The sequence below is a fragment of the Kangsaoukella pontilimi genome (assembly GCF_009830125.1).
GTDB lineage: Bacteria > Pseudomonadota > Alphaproteobacteria > Rhodobacterales > Rhodobacteraceae > Kangsaoukella > Kangsaoukella pontilimi.
Map to the genome: position 1 here is coordinate 118,251 of NZ_WUPT01000003.1, position 15,816 is coordinate 134,066.

Annotated in this window: 17 protein-coding genes; 9 read left to right on the forward strand and 8 right to left on the reverse strand. The window is 66.0% G+C overall.

Annotation, left to right across the window (positions count from 1 at the left end; translation table 11 throughout):
• Positions 1-91 precede the first annotated feature (91 nt).
• A complete protein-coding gene (locus GQ651_RS16150) occupies positions 92-1,360 on the forward strand; it encodes a lytic murein transglycosylase (protein ID WP_160765311.1) in 1,269 nt (422 codons plus the stop codon).
• On the opposite strand, the gene GQ651_RS16155 is transcribed toward GQ651_RS16150, so the two are convergent.
• The 5 genes from GQ651_RS16155 to GQ651_RS16175 all read right to left on the reverse strand — a co-directional run bounded on the left by GQ651_RS16155 (position 1,352) and on the right by GQ651_RS16175 (position 7,233).
• Entirely contained in the window at positions 1,352-1,921 is a 570-nt protein-coding gene (locus tag GQ651_RS16155; RefSeq protein WP_160765312.1) for a DNA-3-methyladenine glycosylase I, read from the reverse strand. The two genes, GQ651_RS16150 and GQ651_RS16155, sit on opposite strands and share 9 nt — an antisense overlap.
• Before the next feature lie 57 nt (positions 1,922-1,978).
• Entirely contained in the window at positions 1,979-2,317 is a 339-nt protein-coding gene (locus GQ651_RS16160) for a DUF3775 domain-containing protein (RefSeq protein ID WP_160765313.1), read from the reverse strand.
• Positions 2,318-2,388: 71 nt separating this feature from the next.
• Complete coding sequence (locus GQ651_RS16165) at positions 2,389-3,087, reverse strand: DUF4386 domain-containing protein (protein ID WP_160765314.1); 699 nt, start codon at positions 3,085-3,087, stop codon at positions 2,389-2,391.
• Between the two features lie 373 nt (positions 3,088-3,460).
• Entirely contained in the window at positions 3,461-6,622 is a 3,162-nt protein-coding gene (locus GQ651_RS16170) for an error-prone DNA polymerase (protein ID WP_160765315.1), read from the reverse strand.
• Positions 6,623-6,768: 146 nt separating this feature from the next.
• The gene (locus GQ651_RS16175) at positions 6,769-7,233 is read right to left on the reverse strand and encodes an RNA pyrophosphohydrolase (RefSeq protein ID WP_227258310.1); all 465 of its coding nucleotides are present in this window, start codon (positions 7,231-7,233) and stop codon (positions 6,769-6,771) included.
• Positions 7,234-7,427: 194 nt separating this feature from the next.
• Here GQ651_RS16175 and GQ651_RS16180 point away from each other — a divergent pair, with 194 nt between their 5' ends.
• From GQ651_RS16180 to GQ651_RS16190, 3 genes are all read left to right on the forward strand, one after another.
• Entirely contained in the window at positions 7,428-8,450 is a 1,023-nt protein-coding gene (locus GQ651_RS16180; RefSeq protein WP_160765317.1) for an aspartate-semialdehyde dehydrogenase, read from the forward strand.
• Positions 8,451-8,782: 332 nt separating this feature from the next.
• Positions 8,783-9,073, forward strand: a complete 291-nt coding sequence (locus GQ651_RS16185; protein WP_160765318.1) for a hypothetical protein — start codon at positions 8,783-8,785, stop codon at positions 9,071-9,073.
• Between the two features lie 81 nt (positions 9,074-9,154).
• Positions 9,155-9,334 (forward strand): hypothetical protein, encoded by a 180-nt coding sequence (locus GQ651_RS16190; protein ID WP_160765319.1) that lies wholly within the window; start codon positions 9,155-9,157, stop codon positions 9,332-9,334.
• Positions 9,335-9,339: 5 nt separating this feature from the next.
• On the opposite strand, the gene GQ651_RS16195 is transcribed toward GQ651_RS16190, so the two are convergent.
• A complete protein-coding gene (locus GQ651_RS16195) occupies positions 9,340-9,984 on the reverse strand; it encodes a carbonic anhydrase (RefSeq protein WP_160765320.1) in 645 nt (214 codons plus the stop codon).
• 128 nt (positions 9,985-10,112) lie between these two features.
• Here GQ651_RS16195 and GQ651_RS16200 point away from each other — a divergent pair, with 128 nt between their 5' ends.
• The 3 genes from GQ651_RS16200 to GQ651_RS16210 are packed head-to-tail and all read left to right on the forward strand — an operon-like array spanning position 10,113 to position 12,804.
• The gene (locus GQ651_RS16200; RefSeq protein ID WP_160765321.1) at positions 10,113-10,493 is read left to right on the forward strand and encodes a hypothetical protein; all 381 of its coding nucleotides are present in this window, start codon (positions 10,113-10,115) and stop codon (positions 10,491-10,493) included.
• 59 nt (positions 10,494-10,552) lie between these two features.
• The gene (locus GQ651_RS16205) at positions 10,553-11,941 is read left to right on the forward strand and encodes a leucyl aminopeptidase family protein (protein WP_160765322.1); all 1,389 of its coding nucleotides are present in this window, start codon (positions 10,553-10,555) and stop codon (positions 11,939-11,941) included.
• Positions 11,938-12,804 carry a C40 family peptidase gene (locus GQ651_RS16210; protein WP_160765323.1) on the forward strand — a complete coding sequence of 289 codons (867 nt, stop codon included), beginning with the start codon at positions 11,938-11,940 and terminating at the stop codon, positions 12,802-12,804. Before GQ651_RS16205 ends, GQ651_RS16210 begins: the two co-directional genes overlap by 4 nt.
• Before the next feature lie 44 nt (positions 12,805-12,848).
• On the opposite strand, the gene GQ651_RS16215 is transcribed toward GQ651_RS16210, so the two are convergent.
• Entirely contained in the window at positions 12,849-13,196 is a 348-nt protein-coding gene (locus tag GQ651_RS16215; protein ID WP_160765324.1) for a DUF2794 domain-containing protein, read from the reverse strand.
• A 372-nt stretch (positions 13,197-13,568) separates the two neighbouring features.
• Here GQ651_RS16215 and GQ651_RS16220 point away from each other — a divergent pair, with 372 nt between their 5' ends.
• Positions 13,569-14,447: an S-methyl-5'-thioadenosine phosphorylase gene (locus tag GQ651_RS16220; protein WP_160765325.1), complete on the forward strand. Its 879-nt coding sequence runs from the start codon at positions 13,569-13,571 to the stop codon at positions 14,445-14,447.
• Here the strand turns inward: GQ651_RS16220 and GQ651_RS16225 are convergent.
• Positions 14,444-15,187, reverse strand: a complete 744-nt coding sequence (locus tag GQ651_RS16225; RefSeq protein ID WP_160765326.1) for a DsbA family protein — start codon at positions 15,185-15,187, stop codon at positions 14,444-14,446. The two genes, GQ651_RS16220 and GQ651_RS16225, sit on opposite strands and share 4 nt — an antisense overlap.
• Before the next feature lie 64 nt (positions 15,188-15,251).
• On the opposite strand from GQ651_RS16225, the gene GQ651_RS16230 reads away from it, so the two are divergent.
• A complete protein-coding gene (locus GQ651_RS16230; RefSeq protein ID WP_160765327.1) occupies positions 15,252-15,794 on the forward strand; it encodes an adenine phosphoribosyltransferase in 543 nt (180 codons plus the stop codon).
• Positions 15,795-15,816: the final 22 nt, after the last annotated feature.

The window sequence follows — 15,816 nt, forward strand, 5'->3', positions numbered from 1 at the left end:
ACCGCCCCCGGAGGCCGCTTTTCCGAATCCCCGGAATCGACTATCCTTCAGGAAAAAGAGCAGCGACCCAAAGATCAAAACAGGTGTTTTCATGCGTGCGGCCCTGGCCACATTCCTTACGATCCTCAGTCTCTCCGGACCGTCGGCGGCCTCTCCCGCGCCCGCCGCACCCGATGTCTCGCTCATTCCCCAGCCCCGCCCTGAAGGAGCGCCCATGATCCAGGCCCAGGCGAACAGCGCGAATATCGCCTTCACCCGCTGGATCGACCGCTTCCGGTCCCGCGCCCGGTCGGCAGGCATCCGAGACAGCGTCTTCGACGCCGCCTTTCAGGGGGTCCGCTACAATGCCGACGTGATCCAGCGCGACCGGAACCAGTCCGAATTCACCAAGCAGATCTGGGAGTATCTCGACAGCGCCGTCTCGGACACGCGGGTCCGGAACGGCCGTCAGGCCATGCGCGACCACGGCCGCCTTCTGGCCGGGATCGAGGACCGCTACGGCGTCGAGGCCGAGGTCGTCGTCGCGGTCTGGGGGCTGGAAAGCGCCTACGGCTCTTATCGCGGGTCGACGCCCATCATCGAGGCGCTGGCAACGCTCGCCTTCGACGGGCGGCGCGGGCGGTTCTTCGAGGAACAGCTCATCGCCGCGCTCAAGATCATTCAGGCGGGCGACGTCGCCCCCCGCCGCATGACCGGAAGCTGGGCAGGCGCAATGGGCCACACCCAGTTCATCCCGACCTCGTACCTCGCCTATGCCGTCGATTTCACCGGCGACGGCAAGCGTGACATCTGGTCGGACAACCCCGCCGACGCGCTGGCCTCCACCGCCGCCTACCTCAGGCGTTTCGGCTGGACCAAGGGCCAGCCCTGGGGCGTCGAGGTCCGCCTGCCGCGCGGCTTCGACTACAGCCAGACGGGCGAGCGCATCAAGAAAAGCCCCCGCGACTGGGCGGCCCAGGGCGTTCGCGCCGCCGACGGCTCGGTCGTGCCGAACCATGGCCGCTCGTCCATCCTGCTGCCCGCGGGCGCGCAGGGCGCCGCCTTCATGATCTTCGACAATTTCCACGTGATCGAGCGCTACAACACGGCGGACGCCTATGTGATCGGCGTCGGCCACCTGTCCGACCGCATCGCGGGCAAGCCTGCCATCCGTTCCGGCTGGCCCCGCGACGACAGGAACCTGCGCTTCGCCGAGAAGAAGGAAATGCAGCAGCTTCTGACCAAGCGAGGCTTCAACACGCAGGGCGTGGACGGGATCATCGGCCCGAACACCATCCAGGCGATCCGCCGCTTTCAGGCATCCAAGGGCCTGATCCCCGACGGCTATGCCAGCTATGACATCCTCCGCCGCCTACGCTGAGGCACCGTAGCGCCAGCACCCCTTGTGGTGGTCGTTCAGAACGCCCACCGCCTGCAGATAGGCCTGAATGATCGTCGGCCCGACAAAGCTCATCCCGCGCTTCTTCAGGTCTTTCGAGATCCCGTCCGCAAGGGCTGTCCGCGCGGGCATGTCCGCCATCGTCTCCCAGTGGCCGACGACCGGCTCGCCCCCCACATGAGACCAGAGCCAGTCCGAGAAACTGCCGAACTCGTCCTGCATCTCCAGAAACACCCGCGCATTCCGCCGCGCCGCGGGCACCTTCTGGCGGTGCCGCACGATGGCCGGGTTGTTCAGCGCCTTCTGTAACTCGAAATCCGTCATCGCGGCGACGCGGGCCACGTCGAAGCCGTGATAGACCTCACGATAGCCCTCGCGCTTTTTCAGGATCGTCTCCCAGGACAGGCCCGCATGAGCGCCTTCGAGGATCAGCATCTCGAACAGTGTCCTGTCGTCCCGCACGGGCACGCCCCATTCGGTGTCGTGATACTGCGCGTAAAGTGCGGATGTGCTGCCGAAACAGCGGGGCAGGTCGTCTGTCATGGCGAAAACCTACACCGGGTCACATGCCTCCGCCATCCCGGCAACTGACACCCTTTGTCAGTCGCGATCGCGGAAATGATCCTCGGCGTCGGTGACGTTCATGCCCAAAGCCTCCATTCCGGATTCGAGATATTCGGCAAGGTCGGGAATGCCCGAAAGGTATTGCTCGGTCGGCGCTGTGGCCTCGGTCCGCGCGGTCTCCAGCGCCTCGTCAAGATCGTCGGCATCGAAACTGTCCCGCCCCACCCACATGAGCGCCACCAGCGAAACCTGTTCGTCCTCGTTCAGGCCAGAGATGTAGTCGCTCAGATGCGGGCTGTCCGGCCCGTATTCCCGGCAGAGAAAGATCACCCGGACGATCTTTCCGGTGGATATGTCTAGCGTCGTCTCGGCCATGGCCGGACCTCCCTGTTGCGCGTGTCGTGGGCAGAATGCGCCCTGCCGCCCGCGCCGGTCCTTGAGCCAAATCAAGCCACGCGCGGCCCCCGGATAACCAGCCAGAGCGCGAAGCCCAGTTCCGATAGCGTCACGATTATCAGAAGCGCCACCTTGAGGATGCCGAGCAGGGCCATGTCCGGGAGGGCGAAGGCATGGATGCTGTCCACGAGATACCCCGTGCCGCCGACGATCAGGCCGAGGCCGAGCAGCCGGGGAAACCACCCCGAGGTCAGGACAAGCGCCCCCAGAAGCCAGAGATGGACGGTGAAGAAGATCTGCCAGATCCAGACACCAGCGTCGTGCATCGCGCGCAGAAGGTCGCCCAGATCGGCCCGCATCGCGCCGGTCATACCGTCGAGCGGCATCGCGCCGGTTGCGATCATGTAGAGCGCTGCCTGAAAGAACAGCATGGTCGCCATGACGGCCACCATCGCGAAGCGTGCCAGCGCGGCGGCAAGCGACAGCGCAGGGCTGACCGGACGGAACATGAAGAAAAGCATGGCGGTCACCACGACCTCGGCCAGCATCATCACCACGTCGCCCGCGATGCCGGACAGAAAGAACCCCGGCCGCGCCGCGATTTCGGCCAGCGTCCCGGCTGACTTCCCGCCGAAGAGTTCGGCAGGCACGTAGGCAATGGCATAGCCGCCCGCGACGGCGATGGTGAGATAGAACAGCCCCGCGATGCGGGCATAGCGCTTGCTTTGAGGATCGTTGAAGACGTGCATGATATGGCCTTTCCGGTCTGGGCGTCGGGGGCTCCCTGGAACGTCTCGGCGCGATGTCTGTGGCGGTGATCCGCGCTATATAGCCGGCATCTTGCGCATGAGAATTCCTGATTTTCGCATCAAATCCATACAGTTTCGCATGGAATCCGCGCAATCGCCTGCTGCGCAGGCGGCCTTCGGCGGGAGTATTTCTAAAAAGAAGAAACCAAATTTTAGTAAAATTGTCGTCTTCTGCGCCTGCGGTACAGGCTGGAGAGCCGATGGCCGTAAAAGGAGAAGCCGCCCTCCCGGTTTCAATGCCGGGGGGCGCACCTCGCTTCTTCTTTTCAAAAATACTCGAAGGCGGGCGAAGCCCGCAGCGCAATACCTCATCTCAGCGCCGACGGCTTTCCCGCCGCGAATCCGTATCCCCCTCGCGCCCCCAGATATCGGTCCGGATCAGCCCCGTCGCGCGGGAAAACCCTCCCGGATCGGGCGCGGCACCGGGGCCTGCTTCGACCAGCGGTGCCCGGCCTGGCGTCAGTTTGTGCCTGAGAAACGCGATCGGGTGGTGCCTGAGGGTCAGCCGCATCGAGACGTAATCCTCGACCACCTCTTCGCCCGCGCTCATCGCCGGCAGATGCGCCGCCGCCTCGGTGATGCCCTCGCCGTCCATGTCGCCCGCGAAGAGGGGCAGCGGCTTCTCGCCCCCGATGGCCGCCGCCGCCCAGAGCGCCTCGCGCCGGGCCAGCCCGAGCGAGGCGAAGACATCCGCTTCGGCCAGCACCCGGAGAAGCCGCGGCTCCACGCCCGCGCGCCGCCAGACATCCTCGACCGAGCGATAGCCGTTGCCGCGCGCCGCCGCGATCCAGGCGGCCTCCTCCTCACGCATCGACTTGATCTGGCGGAAGCCCAGTCTCAGCGCCAGCCCGCCCTGCCCGTCGGGCTCCATCACGTTGTCCCAGGTCGACGCGTTGATATCGGGCGGGCGCACGCTGACCCCGTGCTCGCGGGCGTCGCGCACGATCTGCGCGGGCGCATAGAACCCCATGGGCTGCGAATTCAGAAGCGCACAGGCGAAGATGCCCGGATGATGGCGTTTCAGCCAGGCGCTGGCATAGACCAGAAGCGCGAAGCTCGCCGCGTGGCTTTCGGGAAACCCGTACGAGCCGAAGCCCTCGATCTGGGAAAAACAGCGTTCCGCGAAATCGTCGTCATAGCCGTTCTCCCGCATCCCCTTCATGAAGCGCGTGCGGAACTCGCTCACGTTCCCGAGCTTCTTGAAGGTTGCGAGCGCGCGGCGCAGCCGGTCGGCCTCTTCCGGGGCGAAGCCCGCGCCCACGATGGCGATCTGCATTGCCTGCTCCTGAAAGAGCGGCACGCCGAGCGTCTTGCCCAGCACCTGCCCGAGCGCGTCCGACGGAAACTCGACCTTCTCCTCCCCGTTCCGGCGCCTGAGGTAGGGATGCACCATGTCGCCCTGAATGGGGCCGGGCCGGATGATCGCCGTCTCGATCACGAGGTCGTAGAAACAGCGCGGCTTCATCCGGGGCAGGAAGTTCATCTGCGCCCGGCTTTCCACCTGAAAGACGCCGAGACTGTCCGCCTTGCAGAGCATGTCATAGGTCGCCGGGTCCTCGGGCGGCAGCGTGGCGAGCGTATAGTCCACCTGGTGATGCCGCCCGATCAGGTCGAAGGCCTTCCGGATGCAGGAGAGCATTCCAAGCGCCAGCACATCGACCTTGAGGATGCCGAGCGCGTCGATATCGTCCTTGTCCCAGCAGATGACCGTCCGGTCCTCCATCGTCGCGTTCTCGACAGGAACCAGTTCGTCCAGCCGCCCCTCGGTGATGACGAAGCCGCCCACATGCTGGGAAAGGTGCCGGGGAAAGCCCTGTATCTCGAAGATCAGCTCCAGCGTCTGCGCCAGCCGCCGGTCTGTCGGGTCGAGCCCGATCTCTCTGAGCTGCTGGTCCGCCATGCCCGAGGTGTCGAAGAACCCCCAGAGCTGGGACGAAATCGCGCCGATCGTGTCCTCGCTCAGACCCATGGCGCGGCCAACCTCGCGGATCGCGCGCTTGCCCCGGTAATGGATGACCGTGGCGCAAAGCCCGGCGCGGTGCCGTCCGTAGCGCTCGTAGATGTGCTGGATCACTTCTTCGCGCCGCTCATGCTCGAAATCGACGTCGATGTCGGGCGGCTCGTCCCGGGCCTCGGACACGAAGCGCTCGAAGACCATGGTGCCGATCTCGGGCGAGACCGACGTGACCCCGAGGCAGTAGCAGACCACCGAGTTAGCGGCGGACCCGCGCCCCTGGCAGAGAATGCCGCGGGACCGGGCAAAGGCCACGATATCGTTGACGGTCAGGAAATAAGGCTCGTAGCGCAGTTTCGAGATCAGCCCGAGCTCGTGGTCGAGCAGCTTTCGCACATGATCCGGCGCGCCCGAGGGATAGCGCCACGCCAGCCCTTCATGGGCCAGCCGGTGAAGCCGCTCGGACGCGGTCTCCCCGCCCACCGCTTCGGACGGGTATTCGTAGCGGAGCTCGTCCAGAGAGAAGGTCAGGCGCGCGGCCAGCGCCGCCGCCCGGTCGACCGCCCCCTCGTGAGGCCCGAAGATGCGCCGCATCTCGGCCTCGGACCGAAGCCGCTCTTCGGCATTGGCAAGCGCCGCGCGGCCCAGCTCCTCGACCCTCAACCCGCTCCGGATCGCGGTCAGCACATCGGCCAGCTTGCGCCGGGCGCCGTGATGCATCCGCGGGCTGGCCGAGGCGACGGTCTCGAGGCCCAGACTGTCCGCCAGAGCGGCCAGCCGGTCGAAGCGCGCCGGGTCCTCGCCGTCATAGCGCGGTGCCATCAGAAGCCGGACATCTCCGGGAAAGCGGCGCGACAGCCGTTCCGCCTGTGACCGCCAGAGGCTCGCGCCGCCGACGCCCGCCTGCGCCTCTGGCGGGTGGAGGAGCAGCGCCTGGCCCGCCCCGAACTCCAGAAGATCGTCGAAGCGCAACTGGCAGGACCCTTTCTCGGCCCGAAGCCGCCCCCGTGATATCAGCCGGCAAAGCCGGCCCCAGCCTGCCCGGTCTCGGGGCAGGGCGGTTACGGTAAAGCCGTCCACCAGAACGATCCGTGCCGCCGGGATCAGACGCGGCACGTTCAGAATGGCGGCCGAAGCGTCGAGCGGCGGAGGCGGGGCGGGGCGGGTCTCGAACGCGGCTTTCGGACCGTCAAGAAAGTCTTGCGTTTCTTCCGGCGCCAGCGTGCCCGCCCGCCGCCGCGCCGCCGATCCGGGATAACTCTCGGCCAGAAGAGGGCACTTTGCCCATGCCTCCACCGGCGCGGGCGGCCCGATCAGCCCGATCCGCGCGCGCTCCTCGACCTGCCGGGCGATCTCGCGGATGCGGGCATGGGCGCGCACGATCCCCGCCACCGAATTCTCGTCCGCGATGGCCACCGCCCCGATCCCCAGAAGTGCGGCGCGGTCCACATATTCCTCAGGATGCGACGCCCCCGTGAGGAAGGTGAAGTTCGAGGTGATATCGAGTTCCGCAAAGGCCAATTCTGTCTTCTTCTGTTCGAAAATACTCCGGGGTGAGGCGCGCAGCGCCGAGGGGCGGAGCCCCTACCGATTTCTTGTCAAGAAATCGCGCCCGGCCCGACTCGGGGGAAGTATATTCACGTTTTGTTCTCATGGCCAGCAGGCGATCAGAGCCGGTCGCGGAACCCGTCCATGACACGCTCGTAGACAGCGCGCTTGAAGGGCACGATACCCGACAGCACCTCGTCCGCCGCCGACCAGCGCCAGCGGGCGAATTCCTTGTGATGCCGGGCGATGTCGATATCACCGTCTTCACCCCGGAACCGCAGCAGGAACCATTTCTGCGTCTGCCCGCGATACTTCCCGCCCCACATCTTCCCCAAAAGGTGATCGGGCAGGTCATAGTCGATCCAGTCGGGATGCTCGGCCTCGACCGTGACGAGGGCGGGCGGCACCCCGGTCTCTTCCTCGAGTTCCCTGAGCGCCGCCACCTCGGGCGTCTCGCCCGCGTCTATCCCGCCCTGCGGCATCTGCCAGGCGCCGGGCGTATCGATCCGTTCGCCGGTGAAAATACGCCCGTCCGCGCGGGCAAGAACAACGCCGACACAGGGGCGGTAGGGCAATTCGGACATCATCTCTCCAATGGGAGCGGGTCATGGGGGCTCTGCCCCCGTCACCTTCGGTGACTCCCCCGGGATTTTCCAGACCCAAAGAAGACAGGGGGGCTGTCAAATAGTCTCAGAATGCGGGCTGACCGGACAAAACGCTTTCCATTGGAAGGGGCAGGGGATAGAGGGACGCGTCCCCAAAACCATAGGAGGTCAAAGTGGGCTATCGCGTCGCTGTCGTCGGCGCCACGGGCAATGTGGGCCGCGAAATGCTGAACATCCTGGCCGAGCGCCAGTTTCCTGCCGATGAGGTTGTGGCTCTTGCCAGCCGCAAATCGCTTGGCACAGAGGTCAGCTATGGCGACAAGACACTGAAGACCAAGGACCTCGACACTTTCGATTTCACCGGCTGGGATATCGCGCTCTTCGCCATCGGCTCGGACGCGACCAAGACCTATGCGCCCAAGGCCGCCAAGGCGGGCTGCGTGGTGATCGACAACTCGTCGCTCTATCGCTACGACCCCGAAATCCCGCTCATCGTGCCGGAAGTGAACCCCGACGCGATCGAGATGGTGAAAAACAAGAACATCATCGCCAACCCCAACTGCTCGACCGCGCAGATGGTGGTGGCGCTGAAGCCCCTGCACGACCGCGCGACGATCAAGCGGGTCGTGGTCTCGACCTATCAGTCGGTGTCGGGCGCCGGGAAAGAGGGGATCGACGAGCTCTGGGATCAGACCAAGTCGATCTACAACCCGACATCCGAGGTCGCGCCCTCGAAATTTACCAAGCAGATCGCCTTCAACGTGATCCCCCATATCGACGTCTTCATGGAAGACGGCTCCACCAAGGAAGAGTGGAAGATGGTGGCGGAAACCAAGAAGATCGTTGACCCCAAGATCAAGGTCACTGCGACCTGCGTCCGGGTGCCCGTCTTTGTTGGCCATTCGGAATCGATCAACATCGAGACCGTGGATCACCTCGACGAGGAAGAGGCCCGCGAGATCCTGCGCGAAAGCCCGGGCATCATGGTCGTCGATAAGCGCGAGGATGGCGGCTATACCACGCCCATCGAATGCGTGGGCGATTTCGCCACCTTCATCAGCCGCATCCGCCAGGATTCGACCATCGACAACGGTCTGAACTTCTGGTGCGTCAGCGACAATCTGAGGAAGGGCGCCGCGCTGAACGCGGTGCAAATCGCCGAACTTCTGGGGAATCGGGTCCTGAAAAAGGGCTGATTTCCGCCGGAATTCGGTCGGGAGATTCGGGCCGTCCCTTCGGGGCGGCCCTTCTTTGTTTCGCTATCCTGTTCAGTCCCTTTCGGTATCGGCCATTGTTCAGGCGGCGCCCTGCGTCACCCTCGCGCGGTCTTCTGCAGGCTGAACCCCATGACCGAGGCGACTCAGCCAACAATACAAGGGGCAGCGAGCGCCGCGCGACGCGCCCGCGCCGCCTGGGCATGTCCGCCACGGCCGTCCGCCTCAATCGCGCCACAATTCCGCTGAATTCCGGCCACAATGGGCCAGATGCTGGGTGTGTTGCCAAGTGACTGCCGACCCAGGACCAACCCATGACCCCCGTGACCGAAGACCAGGTGCAAAGCTTGATGGACGGGCTCGAACGCCGCGAGAAGGCCGCTTTGCGCGCGCTTGCCGCCTCGACCGAGACCATGCCGGCGGCGGGAGGTCGGATGACCGCGCGGGTCCTCGGCTTCGCCCGCGCCGCGACCCAGCCTCAAACGTCCCGCGCCATTACCGGACCGTCCGAGCCCGTGACCCTCGCCGCCGAGCGCGCCAAGCGGCAGCGCCGCCGGACCTCTAAAGGGTTCTTCCTGTATTCCGTGGGCAAGACCCGCGCCTGACCACCCATGGGCAATCTGCCCATTCCTGTTCCTGACGAGTGCCAAGACCCGTATCCCCTGCCGCCTGCAAAGGAGACGAGCGTGGCCCTGACACTGACCCCATCCCGGCATGACAAGCGCCTGTTCGATTTCATCAAGGATCGTCCCGCGAAGGCCACGCCCCTGCTGGCACGGCGCCGGACACAGGATGTCGAGATAGACCGGCAGCCGCCCGTCTTCCGCTCGACGCGGTCGCGGCCTCTCGGATTGACAGTGCAATAGACGCTTCAGACGGGCTTGTAGGACCCCGAAGCCGGGTCATAGGCCAAGAGGCTCCCTTCCCCGATATCGGTCCAGAGACCGTGGAGCGTAAGCGACCCGTCCTCGACCGCCTTCGCCACGAAGGGGAAGGTCATCAGGTTCTCGAGACTGACCAGCACGCCTTCCAGTTCCAGCGCGCGAATCTCGTCCTCCGACTTGCCCTTGATCCGCTCATAGCCGGGCCGGAGAATATCCATCCAGCGCCCGACAAAGCTCGACCGCTCCTCCAGCTCGGGCGCATTGCCCGCGCACATCGCATGGCACCCGGCAACGCCGCCGCAGCCCGAATGACCGAGCACGATCAGATGCGCCACGTTCAGCGCCGTGACCGCGTATTCCACCGCCGCCGAAGTGCCGTGCCGGTCGCCGTCCGGCTCGTAGGGTGGCACGAGGTTGGCCACGTTGCGGTGAATGAAGAACTCGCCCTGATCCGCTCCGAAGATCGACGTCACATGCACCCGGCTGTCGCAGCAGGACACGATCATCGCACGCGGGCGCTGACCTTCGTTGGCCAGCCGTCGGTACCACGCATGGTTCTCTTCGAAGGTCGTGGCCTTCCAGCCATGATATCGCTGCGCCAGATAGGAGGGCAGCGGACGGGCATGTTTCATAGGGCGTTCCCCTCGTTTCGCCCGGTGCATTCGATGAAAATGCAAGGCGTTTTCCCGCTGTTATCAATCAATTCTTTGCCGGGTGCAATTACACCTCGTTCCGAACAAGGGGTACGAGGATGTGCGTGATGGATGAGGTCGCAACGCTGATGCCGTCTGAAGTGGTCTGCCTGGAAATGGAGCAGATCGTGAGACTGGCCGATCAGATCGGTGTTCTGGGCGCCGACCGGGCCGCCAGCGCGTCGGTCGAAGAGATCGTGGAGCGGCTCTGCATTGCCGAGGCCGCATGGGCCTCAGGCGAATTCGCACGGCTGGCCGAGGCGTCGAAATCGCTCGTCGGCATTGCCGAGGATGTGGGGATGCGCACGCTCTCGGACGTCGCGCGCGAGGTGGCTTCCGCCGCCTGTGGCAACGACCCGGTCGCGGTGGCGGCGCTCGTCGCCCGGCAAAGCCGCGTGGGCGAGGCATCGCTCGCCGCGATCTGGAACCTCGGCTCGATCCGCGTCTGACCACTTGCCGCGCCCGGCCATACGGATAGGGTAACCCGACCCAAGCCGGAGGCCCTCTCGTGACCCATATTCGCTTCGCCGATCCGACGCCGGACGCGCTGCCGCTTCACCTCGTCACAAAAGAGGCGTTCAAGGTCTGGGTCAGCCTTCTTGACGCGCCCTTGCGCGCATGGGTCGAAGCCTCCGGGTTCAAGGCCAATGCCGGGCAAGTGGTGCTATTCCCAGGACCTGACGGAGCGGTTCAGGGCGCCGTCGGCGGTCTGGGGGGAGAGGTCGACCGCAAGCGTGGCCGTTTCCACGCCGCCCGCGTCCGCGCCGCGCTTCCCGCAGGAACCTGGGCGCTTGCCAACGAATTGCCGGCCGAGCTGCTCGAGGAATGTGCGCTGGCCTGGTGCCTCGCGGGGTATAGCTTCGGTCGATACAAGGACGCCAAGCCGCCCGAGGCCGCCCTCGTCGCGCCCGAGGGCATCGACCGCGCCCGGATCGAGCGTATCGCCGCCGCCGAGGCGCGCACCCGCGACCTGATCAACACCCCCGCCAATGACATGGGGCCAGCAGAACTGGAGGCCGCCGCCCGCGCGCTGGCCGAAGAGCACGGCGCAACGATCACGGTTACGACGGGCGACGCGCTGCTCGACGGGAACTTCCCCCTGATCCATACTGTGGGCCGCGCCGCCACGCGCGCGCCCCGCCTGATCGACCTCCGCTGGGGCGACACCGGCCCCGCAATAACGCTTGTCGGTAAGGGCGTCTGCTTCGACACCGGCGGGCTGAACCTGAAGCCCGCTGCCTCCATGGCGCTGATGAAAAAGGACATGGGCGGCGCGGCCAACGTCATCGGCCTCGCCCATATGATCATGGACGCCGGAACGCCCTGCCGCCTCCGCGTCCTGATCCCCGCCGTCGAGAACGCGGTCGCGGGTGACGCCTTCCGCCCCGGTGATATCCTGCCCTCACGCAAGGGGCTGACGGTCGAGATCAACAACACCGACGCCGAGGGCCGGCTCGTCCTTGCAGATGCCCTGGCGCTGGCGGACGAGGAAAAGCCCGACCTCATCATCTCGATGGCGACGCTCACGGGTGCCGCGCGCGTGGCCGTCGGCCCCGACCTCGCGCCCTTCTACGCCACCGACGACGGCGACGCCGCCGCTCTTTCCGCCGCCGCCGACCGCGTGCGGGACCCGGTCTGGCGGATGCCGTTCTGGGACCCCTACGAGACGATGATCGAACCGGGCATCGCCGATCTCGACAACGCGCCCAAGGGAGGTTTCGCGGGGTCGATTACGGCCGCACTCTTTCTCCGCCGCTTCGTCACCGATACGCCGCGCTACATGCATTTCGACGTCTTCGGCTGGAGCCCGAGCGCCGAGCCCGCCCGGCCCAAGGGCGGGGTGGGGCAGGGCATCCGCGCGATCGAGGACGCGCTGCCCGGCCTTCTGGACATATGACCGACCCGCGCCTTCTCGCCTTCAACGGGCAGGTCGCGGATATCGCGCTGAAGGGGCATGTCGAGGCCGCGCGCTTCGTCACGCCCGAGCCCGCCACGCTGGTGACCGACGCCTGGCTTCACCGGACCACCGGCGGCCCTGTCGACCGGCAGCTTCTGACGGGAGACGCCTTCCGCGTCATCGAGCGGCGGGACACTTGGGTCTTCGGTCAGGCGGCCAAGGACGGCTACGTCGGCTGGGTGCCCACCGAGACGCTGGGCGCCCCCGTCGAGGCGAGCCACCGCGTCGCCGTCCGGATGACCTGGGGCTGGGCCCGCCCGGACTTCAAATCGCCGCCCGTTCTGCCCTTTTCGATGAATGCAGGGCTGCACGTGGAAAGCAACGACGGCGAATGGGCCGTGGTGCACCAGACCATCGGGACGCTCTATGTTCCCGCAAGGCACCTGAAAACCGCCGACGACAGGCTCGACCCGGTCGACGCCGCCCGCGCCTTCCTCGGCACACCCTATGTCTGGGCGGGGAATACCGGCCTCGGGATCGACTGCTCGGGCCTCGTGCAGGTGGGCTACCATGCCGCTGGCCGCGCCTGTCCGCCGGACAGCGACCTTCAGGAAGAGATGGAAGGCACGCGACTCGATGGCCCTGAGGCGCTCAGACCCGGCGATCTGATCTTCTGGAAAGGCCATGTGGCTATGGCGTCCGGAAAGGGCAACATGATCCACGCCAACGCCCACCACATGGCCGTGACCGAGGAACCTATCGACACCGCGCTGACCCGCATCGCCGCCACCGATACCGGCCCCGCGACCCGCTTCCTCAGACCATCTCCCGGCCTTCTTCTGTTCGGAAATACTCCGGGGTGAGCCGCGTAGCGGCGAGGGGCAGCGCCCCTTGACCCGGCAAGGGCCTAGTCGACCGCCCGGATCAGCTTGCGTTCCAGCACGCGCAGCACCGTCTTCAGGTCATGCCCGCGCTTCAGGATCTGCCCGTCCATGCCTATGACCGAATACATGCCCTGCCGCCCCCTCAGGCGCGGCCGCTTCTCGATCCGGTAGATCGGATGTTCGGCGGTGCGGCGGAAAATCGAAAAGATCGCCACGTCCTTCAGGAAGGACAGGCCGTAATCCCGCCACTCGCCGGCAGCGACCATCCGCCCGTAAAGCCCGAGGATGATGCCAAGCTCGCCCCGGTCGAATGCGACCTGCGCTGAGGTGTCGGAAGGCTGTGGAAAGGGTGTCGGTGGTTGAACCGTCATGGTTGGAATCTGCCCCCGGACCGCCTCCAATACAAGCCCCGCCGCATCTTTGCCATGAAATTACCCCCTCACCGGCCATTCCACCCCCTCATATCGACAAGATTGGACGCCATTCAGGCTTTGTAGCGATTACGCTATCCCCGGTGTCGTGGATTAACAGCCCCCACCCAGCCCGCGGCACCGGGGACCTACCAAACGGGATGGCATCAAAGCCCCGTCCGGCGCGCCCGGCGGGGCTTTCGCGCATTAGGGGCGCTGCCCCTCGCCGCTGACGCGGCTCACCCCGGAGTATTTCCGAACAGAAGAAATCCGGGCCGTTGCCTTTCCGGGCGGTGGCGATAGGGTTTCCGCGCAACCATTGGGGGAACGTCCATGACAGGCACGACCATGATCGGGGTGATCGGCGGCAGCGGTCTTTACGAGATCGACGGGCTGGAAAACGCGTCCTGGCAGCGGGTGGAAACACCGTGGGGTGATCCGTCTGACGAAATCCTGACCGGCACGCTGGGAGGCGTGCCCATGGCCTTTCTCCCGCGCCACGGGCGGGGGCATGTCTGGTCGCCCTCGACCGTGCCCTACCGCGCCAATATCGACGCGCTGAAGCGGTTGGGCGTCACCGACATCTTCAGCGTCTCCGCCTGCGGGTCGTTCCGCGAGAACATGGCGCCGGGCGATTTCGTTATCGTAGACCAGTTCATCGACCGCACCATCGCGCGGGAGAAGAGCTTTTTCGGCCCCGGCTGCGTCGCCCATGTGAGCGTCGCGCATCCGACCTGCGAGCGGCTCGGCGCGCACGCCGCCGCCGCGGCGCGCGAGGCGGGCGCGAATGTGCACGAGGGCGGCACCTATCTGGCGATGGAGGGGCCGCAATTCTCGACGCTGGCCGAATCGAAACTCTATCGTGACGTCTGGGGCTGCGACGTGATCGGCATGACCAACATGCCCGAGGCCAAGCTCGCCCGAGAGGCCGAGATCTGCTACGCGAGCGTCGCCATGGTCACGGACTACGACTCGTGGCATCCCGACCACGGCGAGGTCGACATCAGCGAAATCATCGCCACCCTGGGCGCCAACGTGGCTCATGCCCGCGATCTGGTGGCCGCCCTGCCCGGGCGGCTCGGCGGCGAGCGGGACCTCTGCAACCATGGCTGCGACCGGGCGCTCGACCACGCGATCATGACCGCGCCGGGTGCGCGGGATCCCGCCCGCGTCGCCATGCTGGATGCGGTGGCTGGCCGGGTTCTGGGCTAGCAGGAGGGGCCGGGCTGCTCCATCTCGGAGGCCACGATCCGGTCGATCGTCTCGTTCTCGATCGCGCCCATCGCCACCGTCTGCCCGATCACCAGAGCGGGCGTCCCGATCAGGCCGAGGGTGGAGGCGATGCGCCGCGTCTCGAGAAGCCTCTCCGCCACCTCTGCGCCGTCCATCGCCGTCAGCAGCGCCGCACTGTCGAGCCCCGCTTCCTCGGCCAGACCGGCGATATAGCCGGGGGACGGGCGAAAGGGCCGCGCCATGAGCCGCGTCTGGAACGCCTCGTACCCGCCCTGCAGTCCGGCGGCGACGCCTGCGCGGCTGGCGAGTTCGGACGCCGGACCGAGGAGCGGCCATTCATGCCACGTCACCCGCACCCCCCGCGCGATCAGGCGCGGCATCAGCACACGGCAATAGGGGCAGAACGGGTCGGTGAACATCGCGAACGGGATCACCTTGTCGCCCTTATCCCGGAACACGGCAGGGCAGAGTCGGTTGGCGGGCCAGGGCGGCACCGGCTCTTCCCCGCCCAGCCCGGCGAAGACCGCAGAGGTGGCGTTCCCGCCGCCGCCCGTGACCTCGCCCGTTGTGACGCGGCGCCAGCCGGGCAGGTCGGGGATATCCTCGAAGGCCAGCGGGCGCGGCCGGTGCACCCAGACCTGCCAGCCCCATGCCACAGCGGCCAGCGCCGCCCCGCCCACCAAGAGATCGCGCCGCGACCGGTTGTCCGCTTTCGCCATTTGCCTTGCGTTCCTCCGCGTCTCTCGTTTCGATGGGCACGCCCCTTGTCAGTCAGGACGGACCATGAACGACCGAAAGAAGACCGTAAAAGACTATATCCGCACCATAGTCGATTTCCCCCATGAGGGGATCATGTTCCGCGATGTGACGACACTCTTCGCGGACCCGCGCGGCTTTCGCATCTGCATCGATCAGCTTCTGCACCCCTATGCGGGTGAGCGGATCGACAAGGTCGCGGGACTGGAGGCGCGGGGCTTCATCATCGGCGGGGCCATCGCGCATCAGTTGTCCGTGGGCTTCGTGCCGATCCGGAAGAAAGGCAAGCTGCCCGGCAAGACCCTCAGCCAGGACTACAAGCTGGAATATGGCGAGGCGATCATGGAAGTGCATGACGACGCAATCCAGCCGGGCGAAAAGGTGCTTCTGGTCGATGACCTTTTGGCTACTGGCGGCACGGCAGAAGCGGGCATCAAGCTGATCGAGCGGATGGGCGGAGATATCGTGGGCTGCGCCTTCATCGTCGACCTGCCGGAACTCGGCGGGCGGGACAAGCTGGCGTCGCTTGGCATGGACGTCCATGCCTTGTGCGAATTCGAGGGGGCCTGAACCCGTTCGGTAAGGGTTTGTT